Source organism: Pseudomonas sp. PvP025, from assembly GCF_017832155.1.
GTDB lineage: Bacteria > Pseudomonadota > Gammaproteobacteria > Pseudomonadales > Pseudomonadaceae > Aquipseudomonas.
The window spans coordinates 3,593,777-3,613,116 of sequence record NZ_JAFIBJ010000001.1; the positions used below are offsets into that span (position 1 = coordinate 3,593,777).

The 19,340-nt window shown below is 63.8% G+C and carries 21 protein-coding genes; 6 read left to right on the forward strand and 15 right to left on the reverse strand.

Annotation, left to right across the window (positions count from 1 at the left end; genetic code table 11):
• Positions 1-21 precede the first annotated feature (21 nt).
• Together JOE32_RS15460 and JOE32_RS15465 are read left to right on the forward strand one after the other, a co-directional pair.
• Positions 22-813 carry a transporter substrate-binding domain-containing protein gene (locus JOE32_RS15460; RefSeq protein WP_209985836.1) on the forward strand — a complete coding sequence of 264 codons (792 nt, stop codon included), beginning with the start codon at positions 22-24 and terminating at the stop codon, positions 811-813.
• 222 nt (positions 814-1,035) lie between these two features.
• On the forward strand, positions 1,036-2,928 hold the full coding sequence (locus JOE32_RS15465) for a DEAD/DEAH box helicase (RefSeq protein ID WP_209985840.1): 1,893 nt from the start codon (positions 1,036-1,038) through the stop codon (positions 2,926-2,928).
• Between the two features lie 126 nt (positions 2,929-3,054).
• Here JOE32_RS15465 and JOE32_RS15470 read toward each other — a convergent pair whose 3' ends face one another.
• Both JOE32_RS15470 and JOE32_RS15475 read right to left on the reverse strand, forming a co-directional pair.
• On the reverse strand, positions 3,055-3,633 hold the full coding sequence (locus JOE32_RS15470; protein ID WP_209985844.1) for a YceI family protein: 579 nt from the start codon (positions 3,631-3,633) through the stop codon (positions 3,055-3,057).
• Between the two features lie 32 nt (positions 3,634-3,665).
• A complete protein-coding gene (locus JOE32_RS15475) occupies positions 3,666-4,217 on the reverse strand; it encodes a cytochrome b (RefSeq protein ID WP_209985849.1) in 552 nt (183 codons plus the stop codon).
• Positions 4,218-4,490: 273 nt separating this feature from the next.
• Between JOE32_RS15475 and JOE32_RS15480 the strand changes: the two genes are divergently transcribed.
• Positions 4,491-5,897 carry an adenosylmethionine--8-amino-7-oxononanoate transaminase gene (locus JOE32_RS15480; RefSeq protein WP_209985854.1) on the forward strand — a complete coding sequence of 469 codons (1,407 nt, stop codon included), beginning with the start codon at positions 4,491-4,493 and terminating at the stop codon, positions 5,895-5,897.
• Positions 5,898-5,927: 30 nt separating this feature from the next.
• The gene (locus JOE32_RS15485; protein WP_209985857.1) at positions 5,928-6,647 is read left to right on the forward strand and encodes a 16S rRNA (uracil(1498)-N(3))-methyltransferase; all 720 of its coding nucleotides are present in this window, start codon (positions 5,928-5,930) and stop codon (positions 6,645-6,647) included.
• 49 nt (positions 6,648-6,696) lie between these two features.
• On the opposite strand, the gene JOE32_RS15490 is transcribed toward JOE32_RS15485, so the two are convergent.
• The 3 genes from JOE32_RS15490 to JOE32_RS15500 are packed head-to-tail and all read right to left on the reverse strand — an operon-like array spanning position 6,697 to position 9,225.
• The gene (locus JOE32_RS15490) at positions 6,697-7,599 is read right to left on the reverse strand and encodes a transporter substrate-binding domain-containing protein (protein ID WP_209985860.1); all 903 of its coding nucleotides are present in this window, start codon (positions 7,597-7,599) and stop codon (positions 6,697-6,699) included.
• 24 nt (positions 7,600-7,623) lie between these two features.
• Complete coding sequence (locus JOE32_RS15495) at positions 7,624-7,974, reverse strand: RidA family protein (RefSeq protein WP_209985862.1); 351 nt, start codon at positions 7,972-7,974, stop codon at positions 7,624-7,626.
• Between the two features lie 9 nt (positions 7,975-7,983).
• A complete protein-coding gene (locus tag JOE32_RS15500) occupies positions 7,984-9,225 on the reverse strand; it encodes a D-amino acid dehydrogenase (protein ID WP_209985865.1) in 1,242 nt (413 codons plus the stop codon).
• Positions 9,226-9,333: 108 nt separating this feature from the next.
• Here JOE32_RS15500 and JOE32_RS15505 point away from each other — a divergent pair, with 108 nt between their 5' ends.
• On the forward strand, positions 9,334-10,236 hold the full coding sequence (locus tag JOE32_RS15505) for a LysR substrate-binding domain-containing protein (protein ID WP_209985868.1): 903 nt from the start codon (positions 9,334-9,336) through the stop codon (positions 10,234-10,236).
• A gap of 34 nt (positions 10,237-10,270) precedes the next feature.
• Here JOE32_RS15505 and JOE32_RS15510 read toward each other — a convergent pair whose 3' ends face one another.
• Positions 10,271-10,888 carry a hemolysin III family protein gene (locus JOE32_RS15510; RefSeq protein WP_209985871.1) on the reverse strand — a complete coding sequence of 206 codons (618 nt, stop codon included), beginning with the start codon at positions 10,886-10,888 and terminating at the stop codon, positions 10,271-10,273.
• 147 nt (positions 10,889-11,035) lie between these two features.
• Here JOE32_RS15510 and JOE32_RS15515 point away from each other — a divergent pair, with 147 nt between their 5' ends.
• On the forward strand, positions 11,036-11,956 hold the full coding sequence (locus tag JOE32_RS15515) for a LysR substrate-binding domain-containing protein (RefSeq protein ID WP_057006547.1): 921 nt from the start codon (positions 11,036-11,038) through the stop codon (positions 11,954-11,956).
• A gap of 123 nt (positions 11,957-12,079) precedes the next feature.
• Here JOE32_RS15515 and madM read toward each other — a convergent pair whose 3' ends face one another.
• The 9 genes from madM to mdcA form a co-directional block, all read right to left on the reverse strand.
• Complete coding sequence (madM, locus tag JOE32_RS15520) at positions 12,080-12,844, reverse strand: malonate transporter subunit MadM (protein ID WP_057006546.1); 765 nt, start codon at positions 12,842-12,844, stop codon at positions 12,080-12,082.
• A 1-nt stretch (position 12,845) separates the two neighbouring features.
• The gene (gene madL, locus JOE32_RS15525; protein WP_124425307.1) at positions 12,846-13,250 is read right to left on the reverse strand and encodes a malonate transporter subunit MadL; all 405 of its coding nucleotides are present in this window, start codon (positions 13,248-13,250) and stop codon (positions 12,846-12,848) included.
• Between the two features lie 68 nt (positions 13,251-13,318).
• On the reverse strand, positions 13,319-14,218 hold the full coding sequence (gene mdcH, locus JOE32_RS15530) for a malonate decarboxylase subunit epsilon (protein ID WP_209985874.1): 900 nt from the start codon (positions 14,216-14,218) through the stop codon (positions 13,319-13,321).
• Positions 14,215-14,811: a malonate decarboxylase holo-ACP synthase gene (locus JOE32_RS15535; protein WP_209985877.1), complete on the reverse strand. Its 597-nt coding sequence runs from the start codon at positions 14,809-14,811 to the stop codon at positions 14,215-14,217. Before JOE32_RS15535 ends, mdcH begins: the two co-directional genes overlap by 4 nt.
• Complete coding sequence (gene mdcE, locus JOE32_RS15540; protein ID WP_209985879.1) at positions 14,805-15,575, reverse strand: biotin-independent malonate decarboxylase subunit gamma; 771 nt, start codon at positions 15,573-15,575, stop codon at positions 14,805-14,807. The genes JOE32_RS15535 and mdcE overlap by 7 nt, the downstream gene beginning before the upstream one ends.
• A complete protein-coding gene (locus tag JOE32_RS15545; RefSeq protein ID WP_209985883.1) occupies positions 15,572-16,414 on the reverse strand; it encodes a biotin-independent malonate decarboxylase subunit beta in 843 nt (280 codons plus the stop codon). Before JOE32_RS15545 ends, mdcE begins: the two co-directional genes overlap by 4 nt.
• On the reverse strand, positions 16,407-16,706 hold the full coding sequence (locus JOE32_RS15550; RefSeq protein WP_057006540.1) for a malonate decarboxylase subunit delta: 300 nt from the start codon (positions 16,704-16,706) through the stop codon (positions 16,407-16,409). The genes JOE32_RS15545 and JOE32_RS15550 overlap by 8 nt, the downstream gene beginning before the upstream one ends.
• Positions 16,706-17,539 carry a triphosphoribosyl-dephospho-CoA synthase gene (locus tag JOE32_RS15555; RefSeq protein WP_209985886.1) on the reverse strand — a complete coding sequence of 278 codons (834 nt, stop codon included), beginning with the start codon at positions 17,537-17,539 and terminating at the stop codon, positions 16,706-16,708. Before JOE32_RS15555 ends, JOE32_RS15550 begins: the two co-directional genes overlap by 1 nt.
• Positions 17,540-19,210 carry a malonate decarboxylase subunit alpha gene (gene mdcA, locus JOE32_RS15560; protein WP_209985889.1) on the reverse strand — a complete coding sequence of 557 codons (1,671 nt, stop codon included), beginning with the start codon at positions 19,208-19,210 and terminating at the stop codon, positions 17,540-17,542.
• Positions 19,211-19,340: the final 130 nt, after the last annotated feature.

The following is a 19,340-nucleotide window of genomic DNA, read 5'->3' on the forward strand; positions in this document are numbered from 1 at the left end:
GGAGCATCGTAACCTCAGGCCATGCCTGTCCTTTTCAAGCTGTTGAGCGCTGCCCTTCTTACTTGCCTGAGCCTGGCCGCTTACGGCGAGACACTGCGCATTGTCACCGAGCCCTGGGCGCCCTATGTGTACGACGACAAGGGCACCATGCGCGGGCTCGACTACGAAACCACGGTGATTGTGTTCGAGCGCCTGGGCGTGGAAGTGCAGTGGCAATTCCTGCCGTGGAAGCGCTGCCTGGCGATGCTCGAGCAGGGCCACGCCGACGGCGTGCTGGATATTTTTCGCAATCATGAGCGCGACGCCCAACTGCTCTACCCCAGCGAACCGCTGTCGACCGTGGAGTTCGTGTTGTTCTATGCCAACGACCGCCCGCACCCGGCCAACTCCCTGAATGATCTCGCGGGGCTGACGGTGGGTACGTCGCCGGGTTATCTCTACGCGGACAGCTTCAACGACGCCCCGCAGTTCAACCGCGAGCCCGCCGCGAGCCATGAAGCCAACTTCGGCAAACTGCTGCTCGGGCGCATCGACCTGGCAATCACCGACCGTCGCGTAGGACAACACCTGATCAAGAATCTTGCGTTGCAGGACAAGGTCAGCCAGGCACCGCTGGTGGTCAACCGCCAGCCACAGTTTCTCGCCGTGCGCCGTGGCGCGGGCATGGACCTGCTGGTACAGCGCTTCGCCGCCGAGCTCAAACGCTTCAAACAGGAGCCCGCCTACGCCGCCCTGAGCGCCAAATATGCCGGAGTTCAGGCTATTTCGGCAGCGCAAGGCACCGTTGAGCAGCAGGAAAGCGGCGTAAAGTGATTGCTCTGTTATACTCCGGCCTTCCCGCCAGGCTTACGCCCGGCCGCTGAGGTCTTGAAAAAGGCACCCAACCCCGCTACAGCGCAGCTTTGCAGCCCGCGCGAGCCGGTGGAGTGCCCGCCAGACGCAGCAGGACCGGACGGGATTACGCTCCCCTAAGCGCCATTCACGCCCGGCAAGATTATCCCTTTGGGCCAAGCCCTAACTAAAACAGGATTACTCATGTCCTTTGCTTCCCTCGGTCTCTCCGAGGCTTTAGTCCGCGCCATCGAGGCAGCGGGCTATACCGAGCCTACTCCGGTGCAACAGCGGGCCATTCCCGCCGTGTTGCAAGGTCGCGACCTGATGGTTGCGGCGCAGACAGGTACTGGTAAAACCGGCGGTTTCGCCCTCCCGATTCTGGAGCGGTTGTTCCCCAACGGTCACCCGGACAAATCCCAGCGTCACGGCCCGCGCCAACCGCGCGTACTGGTCCTGACCCCCACCCGCGAACTCGCCGCCCAGGTGCACGACAGCTTCAAGCTGTATGCCCGCGACCTGAAGTTCGTCAGCGCCTGCATCTTCGGCGGCGTCGGCATGAACCCGCAGGTTCAGGCCATGTCCCGTGGCGTTGACGTGCTGGTTGCCTGCCCGGGTCGCTTGCTCGACCTGTGCGGCCAAGGCAGCGTCGACCTGTCCCACGTGGAAATCCTCGTGCTGGACGAAGCCGACCGCATGCTCGACATGGGCTTTGTCCATGACGTGAAAAAGGTCCTCGCCCGCCTGCCGGCCAAACGTCAGAACCTGCTGTTCTCGGCGACGTTCTCCAACGACATCACCGCCCTGGCCGGCAAGCTGCTGCACAACCCGGAACGCATCGAAGTCACGCCGCCCAACACCACGGTCGAGCGTATCGAGCAACGCGTCTTCCGCCTGGCCGCCAGCCACAAGCGCTCGCTGCTGGCGCACCTGATCACCCACGGCGCGTGGGAACAGGTGCTGGTGTTCACCCGCACCAAGCATGGCGCCAACCGCCTGGCCGAGTACCTGGACAAGCACGGCCTCACCGCCGTCGCCATCCACGGCAACAAGAGCCAGAACGCGCGCACCAAAGCCCTGGCCGACTTCAAGGCCGGTGAAGTGCGCATCCTGGTGGCCACCGATATCGCCGCGCGCGGCCTGGACATCGACCAGTTGCCGCACGTGGTCAACTTCGAGCTGCCAAACGTCGACGAAGACTATGTGCACCGTATCGGCCGTACCGGCCGCGCCGGTCGTTCGGGCGAGGCCATCTCGCTGGTTGCACCGGACGAAGAAAAACTGCTGAAAAGCATCGAGCGCATGACCAAGCAGAAAATCGCCGACGGCGACCTGATGGGCTTCGACTCGAGCGCCGTAGAGGCCGAAAAACCAGAAGTGCGCGAGCGTCCGGACGTGCGTAATCCACGCAACCCACGCGGTCCGAAGGGCGATGGCCCGAACGGTGGCGGTGGCGGCGGTGGTCGTCGCGACAAGGGCAAGGACAAGGGCGGCAAGGACAAAGCGCCTGCCAATGCCCGTGGCGAACGCCCGGCCCGTGAGCAGAAGCCTCGTGAAGGCACGCCGGCACGCGAACAGCGTCAGCCGAGCCAGCCGCCACGCGCCGCGTCGGACCGCGCCCCGGACGAGTTCCTGGACGATGACGTGGACAACTTCGGTAACCGCGTCGACTACGTGCCCCAGGCCAAACCGGCCCAGGGCCGTGGCCGTCGTCCGGGTGCGCCGGCACAAGGCGCCGGCGCTGGCGCCTCTGCTCCCCGTGGCGGTCAGCCGCAGGGCGCTCGCCAGAACGGCCCGCGCAACAGCAGCGGCGGCACCACCGGCACTCCGCCGGCCAAACGCAGCGGCCCGCGCAACGGCGCACCGCGTGACGGCCAGGCGCGCCGTGAAGACTCGCGCAGCAACAACCGCCGCCCGGCCCGTGACGAGCCACAACGCTCCTCCGAGCCAGCCGTGCAGAACCCGCGCAGCGGCCCGGCGCCGAAGATTATCCACAAGGAGTCCAAAGCCGACCGCTTTCCGACCCCCGAGCAGTTGGATCAACTGCCAGGCCGTCCTCGTGGTGAAAAACCAGCGCTGCTGACCCGCAACCGCTAAGTTTCAAAAAGCCATAAAAAATGCCCCGGCTCTTTGGAGACGGGGCATTTTTTTGCCTGTGATACAGATCAAAAATGTGGGAGGGGGCTTGCCCCCTCCCACACTGAACGCATTCAGACGAGAAAATTACTTCTGCTTCACGCCTTCCAGCGAGATGTCCAGGTCGACAGTCTGCGACGTCGGGCCTGGGCCCTTGATGCCGAAGTCGGTCAGGTTAAGCGTGGTGGTGGCGTTGAAGCCGGCGCGTTCGCCGCCCCATGGATCCTTGCCTTCACCGTTGAAGGTGGCCTTGAATACCACGGGCTTGGTCACGCCGTGGAAGGTCAGGTCGCCGGTCACGTCAGCGGTTTTCTCGCCGGTGGATTTGACGGCAGTGGACACGAACTTGGCATCGGCAAACTTGGCGACGTCCAGGAAGTCCTTGCTGGAGATGTGCTTGTCACGCTCGGCGTGGTTGGACCACAGGCTCGCGGTCTTCACGTCGACGGCGATTTTGCTGGCTTCAGGCTTGGCGGCATCCCAGCTGAAGGAGCCATCCCAGTCCTTGAAGGTACCGTGGATGTAGCTGTAGCCCAGGTGGCTGATTTTCCAGTCGATGAAGGCGTGCTGGCCTTCCTTGTCGATCTTGTAGTCAGCGGCCATTACCTGGCCTGCGGACAACAGCGCAGTACCGATTGCCAGAGCAGCGAGGGTCTTTTTCAACATGCTTTCTATTCCTTGTGAGTCGAGGTTGAACATCAGGCTTTGCGCCCCAGCATTCGCAGCAGGGTCACATCACGATCGATAAAGTGGTGTTTCAACGCAGCCACGCCATGCAAGCCGGCGAAGACCACCAACACCCAGGCCAGGTACAGGTGCACCCAGCCGGCGGTGTCTGCCTGGTCCGGTAGACCGGAAACCAGCGCAGGAATTTCAAACAGGCCAAACACCGGGATACCGACACCGTCTGCGGTGGAAATCAGGTAACCGGCAATCATCACCGCAAACAGGCCCACGTATAAAAATGCGTGGCCGAAGGCGGCACCGATACGGGTCATACGGCTGTAGCTGGCCAGCGCCGGCGGCGGCGGGCTGAGCAGGCGCCACACCACGCGCAGCAGCATGATGGCGAACAGCGTGATGCCAATGCTCTTGTGCAGGTCCGGCGCCTCTTTGCGCCACGCGCTGTAATAGTCCAGGCCGACCATCCACAGTCCCAGCGCGAACAGACTGAACACCACCAGGGCCACGCCCCAGTGCAGAACCATGCTGACCCAACCGTAACGGGCCGGAGAATTGCGTAACTGCATGTACTTAATCCCGTAAGTGCTGTGCCCAAGACTAGCGATTTATCTATCGAATTAAAGCCGAAAATTTTGCTTTGAAATATCGAAAAATGCGATCTGGAGGGTATGAACAGTAAATTAACATCGGATTAAGGACTATCCCGAATAAACGTGACACACCGTCCTGCGTTTACTGCCAATTCATCCGTAATGGGTTGTGACACAGCCGCCCATTGCATAGGCTTGCGCGACTGTTTCGCCTGCGCCCGGCGCAGGACCGCTTCGAGGAGATCACCGATGGGCCTGAATAACCAGTGGATGCAGCGCGACCTCGCGGTGCTGTGGCATCCCTGCACCCAGATGAAAGACCACCAGCAACTGCCGTTGATCCCGATCAAGCGCGGCGAAGGCGTGTGGCTGGAAGACTTCGAAGGCAAGCGCTACCTCGACGCCGTCAGTTCATGGTGGGTCAACGTGTTCGGTCACGCCAACCCGCGCATCAACCAGCGCATCAAGGACCAGGTCGATCAGCTGGAACACGTGATCCTCGCCGGCTTCAGTCACCAGCCGGTGATCGAGCTGTCCGAGCGCCTGGTGGCGATGACGCCCGAGGGCCTGACCCGCTGCTTCTACGCCGACAACGGTTCGTCATGCATCGAAGTCGCCTTGAAGATGAGCTTTCACTACTGGCTCAACCGCGGCCTGCCGAATAAAAAGCGCTTCGTCACCCTCACCAACAGCTACCACGGCGAAACCATTGCGGCGATGTCGGTGGGCGACGTGCCGCTGTTTACCGAAACCTACAAGGCGCTGCTGCTCGACACCCTCAAAGTGCCGAGCCCGGACTGCTACCTGCGCCCCGAGGGCGTGAGCTGGGAAGAACACTCGCGCACGATGTTCCTGGCCATGGAACAGACCCTGGCCGAGCACCATGACACCGTCGCCGCCGTGATCGTCGAACCGCTGATCCAGGGCGCCGGCGGCATGCGCATGTACCACCCGGTCTACCTCAAGCTGCTGCGCGAAGCGTGCGATCGCTACGGCGTGCACCTGATCCACGATGAAATCGCCGTGGGCTTTGGCCGCACCGGCAGCATGTTCGCCTGTGAGCAGGCCGGCATCCGTCCGGACTTCCTGTGCCTGTCCAAGGCCCTCACCGGCGGCTACCTGCCGTTGGCGGCGGTGGTCACCACGGATGATGTCTACGACGCCTTCTACGACGACTACCCGACCCTGCGCGCCTTCCTGCATTCCCACAGCTACACCGGCAACCCGCTGGCCTGCGCTGCGGCCCTGGCAACCCTGGATATTTTCGAAGAAGACAACGTCATCGAAAACAACAAGGCCCTGGCCCAGCGGATGGCCACGGCCACCGCGCACCTGGTGGACCACCCCCACGTCTCGGAAGTGCGCCAGACCGGCATGGTATTGGCCATCGAAATGGTCCAGGACAAAGCCACCAAAACCGCCTACCCGTGGCAGGAACGCCGTGGCCTCAAGGTCTTCGAGCACGCCCTGGAGCGCGGCGCGTTGTTGCGGCCGCTGGGCAGCGTGGTGTATTTCCTGCCACCGTATGTGATTACACCGGAGCAGATCGACTTCCTGGCCGAAGTGGCCAGCGAAGGCATCGACATCGCGACCAACAGCAAAGTCAGCGTGGCGGTGCCAACCGATTTTCACCCGGGCTTCCGCGATCCGGGTTGATTGCCTTCACACCTTTTCCAGAGAACAGAAATGAGACTGTCCCGCTTTTTCACCGACGCGCCGCTGAGCCTTGGCGAGCATGAACTGCCCGAAGCCCAGGCGCACTACATCAGCCGTGTGTTGCGCATGGGCGAAGGCGACGCCGTGCAATTGTTCGACGGCTCCGGCCAGGAGTTCCTGGGCAGCCTGCTGGAAGTGGGTAAAAAGCGCGTCACTGTGCAACTCACCGAAAGCGTCGCTGGCCAGGCTGAATCGCCCCTGCACATCCACCTCGGCCAGGGGCTCTCGCGTGGCGAGCGGATGGACTGGGCAATCCAGAAAGCCACCGAGCTGGGCGTCAACGCCATCACGCCGATTTTCAGCGAGCGCTGCGAAGTGCGCCTTAAAGACGAGCGCGCCGACAAACGCCTGCTGCACTGGCGGCAGGTGGCGATCAGCGCGTGTGAGCAATGCGGGCGTTCGACGGTGCCGGTGATTCATCCGCCGTTGTTGCTGGCCGATTGGCTGAAACAGACAGAGGCCGAGTTGAAGCTGGTGCTGCACCCGGTGGCCGAGCCGATGGTCAGCCATGCGAGGCCTGCGAGCCTGGCCTTCCTGATCGGACCTGAGGGTGGGCTGACGGATGGAGAAGTCGAAACCGCGCAAGACGCCGGCTTCCACGCCGCCCGCCTCGGCCCGCGGGTATTGCGCACCGAAACGGCACCGGTGGTGGCGCTGGCCGTTGCCCAGCAATTATGGGGCGACTTCTAACCGGCCTTGCAAACTCAATCAAGCCCGCTCGCACATTGGGATTGGGTTATCACTCCACCGGGTCACTCACCGGTTTGGCAATAATCGCCTTCAACTCGCGGGTCATCGGGAATTCCAGGTTCAGGCCCTTCGGCGGGATCGGCTGTTCGAACCAGCGCTGGTATATCCCGTTGATCTCGCCACTGCGGTACAGGTCGCCGAGCGCCTCGTTGACCACCGCGAGAAACTGCGGGTCGTCCTTGCGCACCATGCAGCTGTAGATCTCTCGCGACTGCTCCTCGCCCACCACCACCCAGTTATGCGGGTCCCTGGCCTTGGCACGCTCGCCGTAGAGCAACGCATCGTCCATATAGAACGCCACGGCGCGGCCTGTCTCGAGCATCTTGAACGCTTCGCCGTGGTCCTTGGCGCTGATGACAAACATATTGGCCTCGTGCTCGGCGTTGTAACTCTTGAGAAAGCGCTCGTTGGTGGTGCCGGCGGTGGTGACCACGTTCTTGCCAGCGAGGTCAGAAAACCCCTTGATTCCGCTGTCTTTGGCCGTCAGCAACTGGCCTTTCACGTAGATAAACCCGTAGGAAAACGCCACCTGTTTCTGCCGGTCGGCGGTCACCCCCGTGGAGCCGCACTCCAGGTCGACAGTGCCGTTCTGCACCAGTGGAATACGTGTTTGCGAGGTCACCAGGTTGTATTTCACCTTAAGGTCGGCCCCGCCGATTTTCTGCTGGATACGCTCGACGATCTTGCTTGCCAGGTCTACCGAATAGCCCATGGGCTTGCCGCTGTTATCCCCCACATAGGAAAACGGTACCGACGCATCGCGATAACCCAGGGTGATGGATCGGGCATTGGCGATCTTGCTTAGCGTGCCGTCCAAAGGGGTTTGAGTCGCATAGGCCTGCGCGCCAAACAAAAGCCCCAGGGTGCAGCCGGTCAACAGGATTCTTTTCATTGTTATGCTCCGTTGGTCTTTGAGTTATTTACGTACGGCAATCACGCTGATTTCCACCAGCACAGTCGGCCGCGCCAGCTCCGCTTGCAGGGTAGTGCGTGTAGGCGCCAGCCCCGGCGACAGCCATGCGGACCACACCTCGTTCATCGGCGCAAAACCGCTGCCAATGTCTTTCAGGTAAATCGTCGCGTTCAGCAGGTGATCCTTATCGCTGCCCGCCTCGGCCAACAGCGCATCGATTTTGGCCAGCACTTCGCGGGTTTGCGTCATCACGTCCTGCCCTTCCCCCGGCACCTGGCCCGAGAGGAACACCAGGTCCTTGAAAGTGACTGCGCCACTGAGACGCTCATTGCTGCTGATTCGGTTGATGGTCATGGGGCATCCTCAAGCGGCGCGGGGCGTCAGGCCCTGCATGTCAATGGAAGGAACCTGTTGGTTGATCAGTTCAGCCAACAGTTGGGCGCTGCCGCTGGCCAAGGTAAAACCGAGGGCGCCGTGACCGAGGTTCAGCCACAAATTACGATAAACACTGGCACCAATCAGCGGCACGCCGGTCGGGGTGGCTGGACGCATGCCGGCCCATTCGACCGCGTGGGCGTAGTCGCCGGCCAGCGGAAACGTCTCCAGAGCCTGGCGTTTCATCAAGGCCAGCCGTTTGGGCTCAAGGCTGGTATCAAAACCGACGATATCCACCATGGCAGCTATGCGCAGTTGCTCACCGATGCGCGCGTAGACGATCTTGCGCTCATAGTCGGTGATGCTCACATTCGGCGCCTGGTGCTGCGCGCCAATCGGCACGCTCAGGCTGTAACCCTTGAGCGGATACAACGGCAGTGATAACCCCGGCAAGCCCAATTGCGCGCTGCGATGCCCTGCCGCCAGCACCACTTGCTCGGTCGGCATCACCTCATCACCCAACTCGAGGGTGTGCACCGTCCCGTTGGTGTGACGAATGCCGGTGACCCTGCGCCCCAACAAAAACGTGCAACGCCCCGATGCCTCAAGCCGCGACGCCAATTGCTGGCAAAAGGCATGACAATCCGCGACTTCCTCGTCGGGCGTATAGATCCCGCCGACAAAATCATCACCCGCGAGCGCCGGTTCCAGGCGCGTGCAATCGGTAGCGGACAGCACCTGCTGCTGCAGGCTATCCGTGACCCTGCTGCGTGCATGCGCGAAGGTCGCGGCGCTGCGAAAGGTCACCAGCTTGCCGTTGCGCCGCCAGTCGAAATCGCCCAGGCGATCCTCCTCGCGCCATTGCTGCAAGGTGCCTTGGCTCAAGGTCGCCAGGCGCAGCAAGTGGGCGGCGTTGCGCGTGTTCACCGAGCCCCGGCAGGCGCCGATAAAAGCCGCCATCCAGCGCCATTGCTGTGGATCAAGCCGGGGGCGCAGCTTCAGGGGTGAGTCACCACGCAATAACCAGCCAATCGCCTGCAGCGGCACCCCGGCATCAGCCAGGGGTGCGACATAGCGGTAGGACAACTGCCCGCCATTGGCGAAGCTGGTTTCGCTGCCCAGGCTGTCGCGTGCATCGATCACGGTCACTTCATGGCCGGCACGCACCAGCGCATACGCGCTCGCCAAGCCAATGACCCCACCTCCGATGATGCAAACCTGCCTGGCCATACCGCCCCCCCAGCCGTTGATTAAGAGCGCTCAAGCCTAGGGGCAGGTGACAGGCTGACGACAATGAATAAAGATGGTCCACCTATAAACAAAGGTTATGGACTTGCCATGCGCTTGCGTCATATCGAAATCTTCCAGGCCATCCGCCAGACCGGCTCCGTCAGCGCCGCCGCACAGTTGCTGCACGTCTCGCAACCGGCGGTGACCAAAGTCTTGCAGCACGCCGAGTTGCAGTTGGGTTTTCCGCTGTTCCTGCGGGTTCGCGGCAAATTGCAACCCACACCGGAGGCGCTGGCGCTGGAAAGCGAAGTCGAGAAAGTCACCGCGAGCCTGCAAGGCGTGCGGCGCCTGGCCAAGAGTTTGCGCCGCGCGCCGGGACACAGCGTGCGTATCGGCGCGATCCCGGCACTGGCGTTGTCGTTGTTGCCGCCGGCAGTGTTGGAATGGAGACGCGACTACCCGGACATCGCCTGCGAGCTGTCCAGCGACCACAGCCGCGAGCTGGTGCAGAAGCTGTTGATGCGCGAGATTGACCTGGCGCTGACGCTGAATTTTTCCGGCCATCCGGGGCTTACCACCCAGGTACTCGCCAACGGCGTGCTGGTGGCGCTGGCGTCCAAGGGTTATTGGCCCGACGCCAAGCTGAACCAGCCATTGCCTCTGGCCGACCTGGCGGGCGCTCCGCTGATCGGCCTTTCCAGCGCCGACCCACTGGCGACCAAGCTCGACAGTTACCTGGAAAATGTCGACCCGCCGCCGCGCGTGACGATATCGGTGCAGACTTACTCCCTGGCCCGCGCCATGGTCGAGTCCGGTGCCGGCCTGACCGTTATCGACCCCTTTACCGCGCTTGGCGCATCCACCGCCACCACCTGCATCCGCACACTCACCCCGCCGCTGCCGATCACCCTTTACGCCCTGACCCGGGCCGACGAGCCGCCGCCGCATATGCTGGCGAAGTTGCTGAGCATCGCCAGCCAATGGGCGCAAAAACAGTTGGCGACGCTATAACGGCAGAAGCGCGCTTGCTCCTGCCGTCTATGGATCAGAGCACGTAATGCATGATCGCCACGAAATGCAGCAGGCTCCCGCCGATCACGAACAGGTGCCAGATCCCATGGGAATGCCGCAGCCGGTCCTCCAGGGCAAAAAAGATAATGCCCACGGTGTACAGCAGCCCGCCCGACGCCAGCCATGCAAACCCCGCCGTGCCCAGCGCGGCGAGCAGCGGCTTGACCGCCACCAGCACGATCCAGCCCATCACGGCATAGATCACAATCGACAGGATCCGTGCTTCAGAGCGCGGCTTGATCTCCTGCAGGATGCCGATCACCGCCAGCCCCCACACAATCCCGAACAGCGTCCAGCCCCACGGCCCGCGCAGCGTCACCAGGCAAAACGGCGTGTAGCTGCCGGCGATCAATAAATAGATCGAAAAGTGATCAACCTTTTGCATGATCTCTTTTCGCCGGCCCTGCACGCTGTGGTACACCGCCGAGGCGCTGTACAGCACCATCAACGTAAAGCCATAAATCGCCACGCTGACGATCTTCCAGGGGCTGCCGTCCAGGCTCGCCACCACCAGCATCCACACAGCGCCAATACACGCCGCGACCGCACCAAGCAAATGGCTCCAGGCGTTGAATCGTTCTCCGTGGTACATCTGTCGTAAACCTCCCGTCAGCCAAAAGAACAGGCTGGCAAGCGTCCAGCCTTGCGCATCAGAGTGCAAGTGCTGTGTGTTGTTCCTGGCTGGGAGCGCTGCGCTTTTGCAGGCACAATCGAGGGCATTCGAACCCGAGCCACGGCCATGCTGATCGACGAAGAATTCACCCTCAAGAAGCTGGAAATCTTCCTGGCGTTCATGCGCACCGGCAACCTGGCCCGCGCCGCCGCCGAGCTGCACACCAGCAACGTCAGCGTGCACCGCGCCATTCACTCCCTGGAAAACGCCCTGCGCTGCCCGCTGTTCAAGCACGAGGGGCGCAACCTTACGCCGCTGGAAAGCGCCTACGTACTCGAAGAGCGCGCACAAAAACTGGTGGCCGACGTGGTCGACAGCGTGCGCCTGACTCGCGAAGCCGCCGGTTTCTCCGCCGAGCGTTTCAAGCTGGGCTCGCTCTACTCGCTGACCGTAAAGACCGTGCCGCAACTGATCATGGGCCTGAAGATCCGCCGCAGCGAACTCAACATCGACCTGATTCTGGGCTCCAACTTCGACCTGCTCTACAAGCTCAAGAACATGGAGGTGGACGCGATCCTCATCTCCCTCGACGAACACGCCAACGACCCCGACTGCGAGCAGATCGCGCTGTTTTCCGACGACATTTTCCTCGCCACGCCCGCGGATTCACCCTTCGACCGCGAGCAGGAGATCGACCTGGCCGATGTGCGCGACGCCACTTTCATCACCCTCACCCAGGGCTTCGCCACCCACCAGGATGGCAACCGGGTGTTCAAGCAGGCGGGGTTCGAGCCGAAGGTGGCGATGCAGGTCAACGACATCTTCACCTTGCTGAGCATGGTCAGTTCCGGCGTGGGTTATGCCCTGCTGCCCGGGCGGATTGCGGCGGTGTACGAGAACCGCGTGAAGCTGATACCGCTGCAACCCAGGTACCGGTTGCAGCAGCAGATTGGGGTGGTGTTCTTGAAGGCCAAGGAGCGCGATCCGAACTTGCTCGCCCTGCTGGCGGAGTGTCGGATGTATGCCAATCGGCAGCTGCCAGCCTGAGACACCGCTATCGGGAGCAAGCCCCCTCCCACAGGTTGACCGCGTACTCGTGCTGGAATGCAGTCAAGTGTGGGAGGGGGCTTGCTCCCGATAGCGCCAGACCAGCCACCACCCACCTCGAATTCAGCCCACCAACCCCCGCACAATGAAGTACAACAACGACGGCCCCAGCAAACACCCAAGCCCGGTATGGAACGTCGCGGTCAACGCCCCATACGGCACCAACCGCCGATCCGTCGCCGCCAGCCCCGCCGTCACCCCGCTGACCGTGCCGGCCAGCCCACCAAACACCATCGCCGACCGCGGGTTGTCCAGCCCCATCCAGCGCGCCGCCACCGGCGTACCCACCATCACTAGAATCGCCTTGATCAACCCGGTGGCAATCGACAGCGCCATCACATCCGAGGTCGCGCCAATCGCCGCGCCGGTGACCGGGCCGACGATGTAAGTCACGGCGCCCGCGCCAATGGTGGTCATGCTGACCGCATCGCGATAGCCGAACACCCAGGCCATGCTCGCACCGACGATAAACGGCAGGATCGTGCCCAGCAGCAGCGCGATCACACCGATCATCCCGGCCTTGCGCGCTTCGGTGGCCTGCACCTCAAACGCGGTGGCGACGATGGCGAAATCGCGCAGCATCGCGCCGCCCATCAGGCCGATGCCGGAGAACAACGCCAGGTCCGCCAGGCCCTTCTGCCCGCCGGTCAACGTGCCGCCCACCCAGGCCAGCACCAGGCCGATGACGATAGCAATCGCCGAACCATGAATGCGCCCGAACGTGAGGCGTTTGGACAGCACCACGGAAATCCACATGACCACGCCGACGAAGGCAAACGCGGTAATCAGACCGTTGTGTTCCAGGCCTTTCTCGATGAGGTCCCACATGTCAGCGACCTCCCGCAGCGAGGATCAACGGCTCTTCGGGCGGCAACGGCTCGCCCTTGTGCGTGCGGCTGATCAGGGCGATGGTGCATCCGCACACCACCACGGAACCGATGGCCGCGAGCACCGCCACCGGCCCGCCATGCAGGGCGGTGACCACGTTCTGCTGCGCTGCCATCGCCACCACCACGGGGATGTACATGGCGCCCCAGAAACCCACGCCCATCTCGCAATCCTTGGTCATGCCGCCGCGCTTTTGCATCCACAAACGCGCGCAGATCAGCAGGATCATCGCGATCCCCACTCCGCCCACATTGGATTTGACGCCCAGCAACACGCCCAGCATGTCGCCCATGATCACGCCCGCCAGCGTGCAGATCGCCAGCAATGCCACACCGTAGATAATCATTGTTGTTGTCCTCAAAGTGCTCGTTCGAAAGTTTTTGTTGTTGTGCTTCGAAAGCCTTGGGTAGTGCTTTATCGGTGGCGGCGTTCCTCCTCTTGCAGCAGGGCCTGCAGGGTGTCCAGGCGCGCGCCTTCGCAGGCGATCACCGTGCCCTGGTCAAACACGCGGCGTGACAGGCCGGTGAGCACGGCGCCGGGGGGCAGTTCGATCTGCAGGCGCACGCCGCGCTCGTAGGCGCTTTGCACGGTGCCGCGCCAGTCGACGATGCGGCACATGTTGAAAGCCAGGTCGTCGCGCAACTGCTCGGGGTTGTGGATCGGCCGCGCGCGGGTGCTGCTCAGGTAGGTGATGCGCGGTCTGTTCAGTGGCACGAACGCCTGCGCCAACGCCTGGGCCGGTTGTTCAAGCAGCGCGCAGTGGGACGGCACACTGACGGCCAGGCGCCTGGCCACGCCGTTGCCCTTGATGCGCTGGGCGACGCGCTGCATGGCCTCGTCACTGCCGGCGATGACGGTCTGGTTATCGGCATTGATATTGGCCAGGTACACCGGTGTTTCGGCGCTGTGAATCTCGGCCAGCAGGGTTTCGACGGTGGATAACTCGGGGCCGATCAGCGCGGTCATGCCGTAGCCCTGTGGATAAGCGTTCTGCATCAGTTCGCCGCGCAGGGCCACCAGCCTGAGCGCATCGGCAAAGTCCAGCGCCCCGGCGATCACCGCTGCCGGGTAGGCGCCAATGGACAGGCCCGCCACGTAATCCGGCGTGTGCTGCAACCGCCGTGCGTGGGCGACGCCTGCGATCAACAGACACAGCTGAACGGCACGGGTCGATGCCAGGGCTTGCGCCGAATCGAGTTGGCGCACTTCTTCACCCAGGGCGGCGCTGGCCTCGTCCAGCACAGCGGCGGGCAGTTGCTCAAGCATGCGTGGCCGTTGCGCGCCCTGCCCCGGAAACACCAGCAGGCTGCTCATGCCACGGCCTGCCAGGGGTCTGTAACCAGCTGCGCACCGCCACTGGTTTTGAGCAGCACGCGGCGCGATCCGCCGGCCCATTCGCGCAGGGCCACCGCGCCGAACGGGGTTTGCAGTTGCAGGTCCACGGCACATACCGCCGTGTCGAGGACGGCCAGCAGGCCCTGCGCATCGCCGCGTTCAAGCCGCTCGGGGCTGCGCAGAATCAAATCCAGATCGCTGTGGGCATGCAGCGCTTCAATGCCGGTCGCCAATTCAAACCCGGCGCTGCCGGCGACGCCCCACGCGTGCTGACCCAACAGTGGGCGCAGGTGCTCGAGCGCACGCAGCGCGGGGAGATCCCGCGGCGAAACCACGGCGCCGAGCGCTTCCGGCACCACCCGCCGGGTCACCTGCGCAAGGGGCATCACCGTGGCAAAACGCTGCTCACGCAAACGCCCGCGCACCCCGACCGCCACATGGCCCGGCGCGACGAGCGCGCGGCGCACCACCACCGGATGGCCGGCACTGATGGCCTCCACCGCCCAGGCCGGGGCGTCCGCGGGCAACTGCGCCGGGGTCATGCCCCAGAGCAGGTCGTGGGCGTTCACCATTGCTCCCGCAGCAACTGGCGCACATGGCTGGAAGCGGCGCGATTGCTGGCGCCCAGACGACCGCTCAAGTCACGGCCGTCGACATCCCTGATGGCCTTGAGCAGGCAGTCGCCGACCCGCGCCACATCGTCCGCCGTGGGCTGTTCGATCTGGCTGACCGACAGGGTCTCCCACAGCAAGCCAAGGCTGGCGAAGCTGTCGATGTCGTAAGCCATGGGCGGCACACTGGCGGCCAGGGCTTCGAGTTCTTCGACGCTGCGCAACGTCACTCGCGCGGCCGAGGCCTTGCCCATCGCATGCACCATCACGCCCGGATCGCGCAGGGCAATCAGCCGGTTGGCCTGGTAGCCGTGGGCGAGAAACGCGCCGGACATGGCGTTGCCCACCAGCAGCCCGATCACCGGGTGCCCGGCCAGGCGTGCGCGGGCATAACTGTCGGCGGCGGCGGCCAGGGCCTGGTGAATGCCGAGGGCTTCTTCGCGGCGGCCATAGGCTTGGCTCGGCACATCGACGATGGCGATGATCGGGCGCTGGTCACCACGGGCGATGGCATCGTCCACCGCCTTGGCCAGGCCCCAGCCTTCCAGCAGGCCGACCTCGCCATTGCGTGCACGGGGGAAGCGGTTATCCGGGTCGGTGACCACGGCAATAAAGCGCACCGGCTGTCCACCCAACACGCCGTCAGCGACTTTCAGCGAGGCCGGCAAGCCTTCGACCACTGTTGCGCCCGTGCTCAGTGCGTTAAACCATTGCAACCCTCTCATGAGCGCTCTCCCTGATACAGCGCGCGAACCGTCGCCGGCTCGATTTGCGGGGTGGTGTCCAGCGCGTTCAAGCGCGCCAGGTAATGCTCGGCCTGTCGGCTGCGTTGTTGCGCGGGCACGCCTTGCTGCAACAGCGCGGTGACGGTCTGCTGGATCTGCGCCACATCGTCGGCCACATAACGGTCGGCCAGGCCGCTGTTGAAACGCTGCTCGCCGCCGGTCAGGCTCCAGATAAACGGGCGGTCGCGGGAATCGTATTCCTCCAGGCCCGCTTCCTGTTCGATCACTTGCGGGCCATTCAGGCCCAGGCGTGCTTCGCGGGTGACCACCAGGTAGCTGCACAACCCGGCCGCGATGGACATGCCGCCGAAACAGCCGACACTGCCCGCCACCACGCCGATCACCGGCTGGTACTGGCGCAGGTCGACAATCGCCGCGTGAATATCGGCAATCGCGGCAAGGCCCAGGTTGGCTTCCTGCAGACGCACGCCGCCGGTTTCCAGCAGTAATACGGCACGGGTCTCGATGCCCATGCGGTTGTCTTCAGCCGCCAGCTCCAGCGCCCCGGCGATTTTGGCACCGCCCACTTCACCGAGGCTGCCGCCCTGAAAATTGCCTTCAATGGCGGCGATCACCACCGGCAGACCGGCGATGCGGCCCTTGGCGATCACCACGCCGTCATCGGCCTGGGGCACCACGCCCTGCCGGCTGAGCCACGGGGACATGACGCGCTGAAACGGATCGATCAGTTCTCGGAACGTGCCGCTGTCGAGCAGCGCCCTGGCGCGCTGCCGGGCGCCGAGTTCGACGAAGCTGTGCTTGTTGAGCAGGTCAGTCATGGCCGATCTCCTCGAAGCCCTGCTCCAGGCGCAGGCGCACCACGCCCGGGGTGGCGCCGAAATCGTGGATATCGATGTTCAACGCCGGCGGCGTGTGTTCCTGAAAGATGCGTTCGAACAGGTGCTGCCAACGCAGCTGCGCGCCGTTCACCGAGGTCTGCACCTGGATGTTCAGCGTGCCGGGCGTGCCCGGTTCCAGCAGCACTTCCAGATCGCCCGAGCCGACGCAGCCCACCAGTGCACGGCCTTTGGGCGGCTGCCCGGCGGGGAATTCAAAGGACAAGGTTTCCATCACAGTGCTCCGTCGAGGCGGTCGATAAACAGGCAGGCGGCCAGCAGGTCGGCGGCGCCGCCGGGGGAGGCGTTCAGCGCCAGCAGTTGCTGGTCGAGTGCGTGCAACTGGCGGCGCCCGGCGAGGCTGGCGCTGCCGCCGGCGTCGAGCACGGCCTGGGCGCCCTGCTGCATCGCCTGCAGGCCTTCAAGGCCGGCGCGGTAGAGCACGCAGGTGTCGCCAAGGTCCGTCATGATCGCGAGCAAGGCATCCAGACGCGCGTTCTGTTCGCCGGTGTTCTGCTGGCGGCTTTTGCGCAGTTGCGGCAGGCCGCGCTGCATCACCGAGGGGAAGCCGAGCTGGGCTTCTTCACGGGCGCCGCGTGCGCCGTAGCGCTGGGCAACCAAGGCGCCGTGGCTTGCGGTGTGCGGCGCGTAGCGGTCGTTGAGCAGGGCCAGTCGGGCGGCGTTCAGCGTGAGGGCGCGTGGCTCCAGCGCGGCGGCAGCGGTGAGCAGGCCGAGCGCCCAGATCGCCCCGCGATGGGTGTTCACGCCGTCGGTGGTGACGAGCATCGCCTGCTCGCCTTCGCGGCCGATACGGCCGAGGGCTTCGCGCAGGGGCACGCCGACCTCGCCGCATTCCAGCGCCGCTTCAGCCATGGCCTTGAACATCGGCCACAGCGACAACGCCGAAGCATGCATCAGGCCCAGGTGCAGATCGCTGTGAGCACCGTTGCCACGACGGTCCACCAGTGCGGGTTTGGGCGACAGGTCGGCTTCATCGATCAGCGCATCGACGGCCAGATCGGCCAGACGATCGGCCAGGCTCAGTTCATGCAGTTTGAGGGCGCGCATTTACCAGCTCCTGAATTTGGCGGGCGGGTTGTACAGGCCACCGGACCAGTCCACCAGGTCGGCCACGCTCTTGGCGGCCAACAGCTCGCGGGTGGCGTCGGTGCGGCGGATACCGAGGTCTTCGGGCAACGCGATCAAGCCTTCGCGGCGCATGCGCGCGGTGTCTTTGGGGTTATGGCGCAGGCCGATGGCGGTGACCCCGGCAACGGCAGCGATCATCGCCTGGCGCTCTTCGAGGGAGCGCGCCTTGTACAGGTAGGCGATGCCTTCTTCGGTGAGCAAGTGGGTGACGTCATCGCCGTAGATCATGATCGGCGCCAGGGGCATGCCGCTTTTGCGCGCCACGTCCACCGCATCGAGGGTGTCGACGAAGGTGGGTTTGCCGCCTTCCTGAAAGGTCTCGACCATTTGCACCACGAGTTTTTTGCCGCGTTCCAGCAACGCTTCGGGCGCGTCGCCGTGGCGCATGTCCAGCCACGCCGGAGTGCCGTGGCGACGACCGCGCGGGTCGTGGCCCATGTTCGGCGCACCACCGAAACCGGCGAGGCGGCCACGGGTGACGGTGCTGGAATGGCCGTCGCCGTCCACTTGCAGGGTGGCGCCGATGAACAGGTCCACCGCGTATTGGCCGGCAAGCTGGCTGAACATCCGGTTGGAGCGCATCGAGCCGTCGCGGCCGGTGAAGAACACATCCGGGCGGGCGGCGATGTAGTTTTCCATGCCCAGCTCGGTGCCGAAGCAGTGCACACTTTCCACCCAGCCGCTTTCGATGGCGGGGATCAGCGTGGGGTGCGGGTTGAGGGTCCAGTTGCGGCAGATTTTGCCCTTCAGGCCCAGGGATTCACCGTAGGTGGGCAGGATCAACTCAATAGCGGCGGTGTTGAAACCGATGCCGTGGTTGAGCGACTGCACGTTGTGTTTTTCGTAAATGCCACGGATCGCCATCATCGCCATCAGCACATGCACCGGCTTGATGTGGCGCGGGTCGCGGGTGAACAGCGGTTCGATGTAGAACGGTTTGTCGGCCACCACCACGAAATCCACCCAACTGGCGGGGATGTCGACACGGGGCAGATCGGTGACGTCATCTACCAACTGATTGACCTGCACGATGACGATGCCATCGCTGAACGCGGCGGGCTCGATCAGCGCCGGGGTGTCTTCGGTGCTGGCGCCGGTGTAGATGTTGCCGGCGCGGTCGGCCATGAACCCGGCCGAGAGCACCACGTTGGGGATCAGGTCCACCACCAGGCGCGCGTAGAGTTCGATGTAGGTGTGGATCGCGCCGATTTCCAGCAGACCGTCTTCGAGCAACTGGCTGATGCGCAGGGACTGGGTGCCGGCGAAGGAGAAGTCCAACGTGCGGGCGATGCCTTTTTCGAAGAGGTCCAGGTGCTCGGAACGGCCGACACTGGGCATGATCATGTGCAAATCGTGGAGCTTGGCGGGGTCGGCCTTGGCCAGCGAGCGGGAGAGGAAATCGGCTTGCTTCTGGTTATTGCCCTCCAGCACCACGCGGTCGCCGGGCAGGATCAGTGCTTCGAGTGCTTCGACGATCCTGTCGCCGGGCAACACAGCCCCGTCTGCGTAGTGCGAAACCAGCCCGAGCCGCCGCTGTTTCTCGTCGCGACGCCGCGTCCAGCGCGCGTTCGGGGTGCTTGTTATTGTCATGGTTGCTCCACGGGTTTGCTGTCGTGGGCTTACCTTAGGAGTGAATGGGAGGGCTATCAATCAAGCTGGGCGGCGGATCGTTACGGCTGGAGTAATGGAGTATGAGCAAATGCTGAGTTGGGCTGAGTAA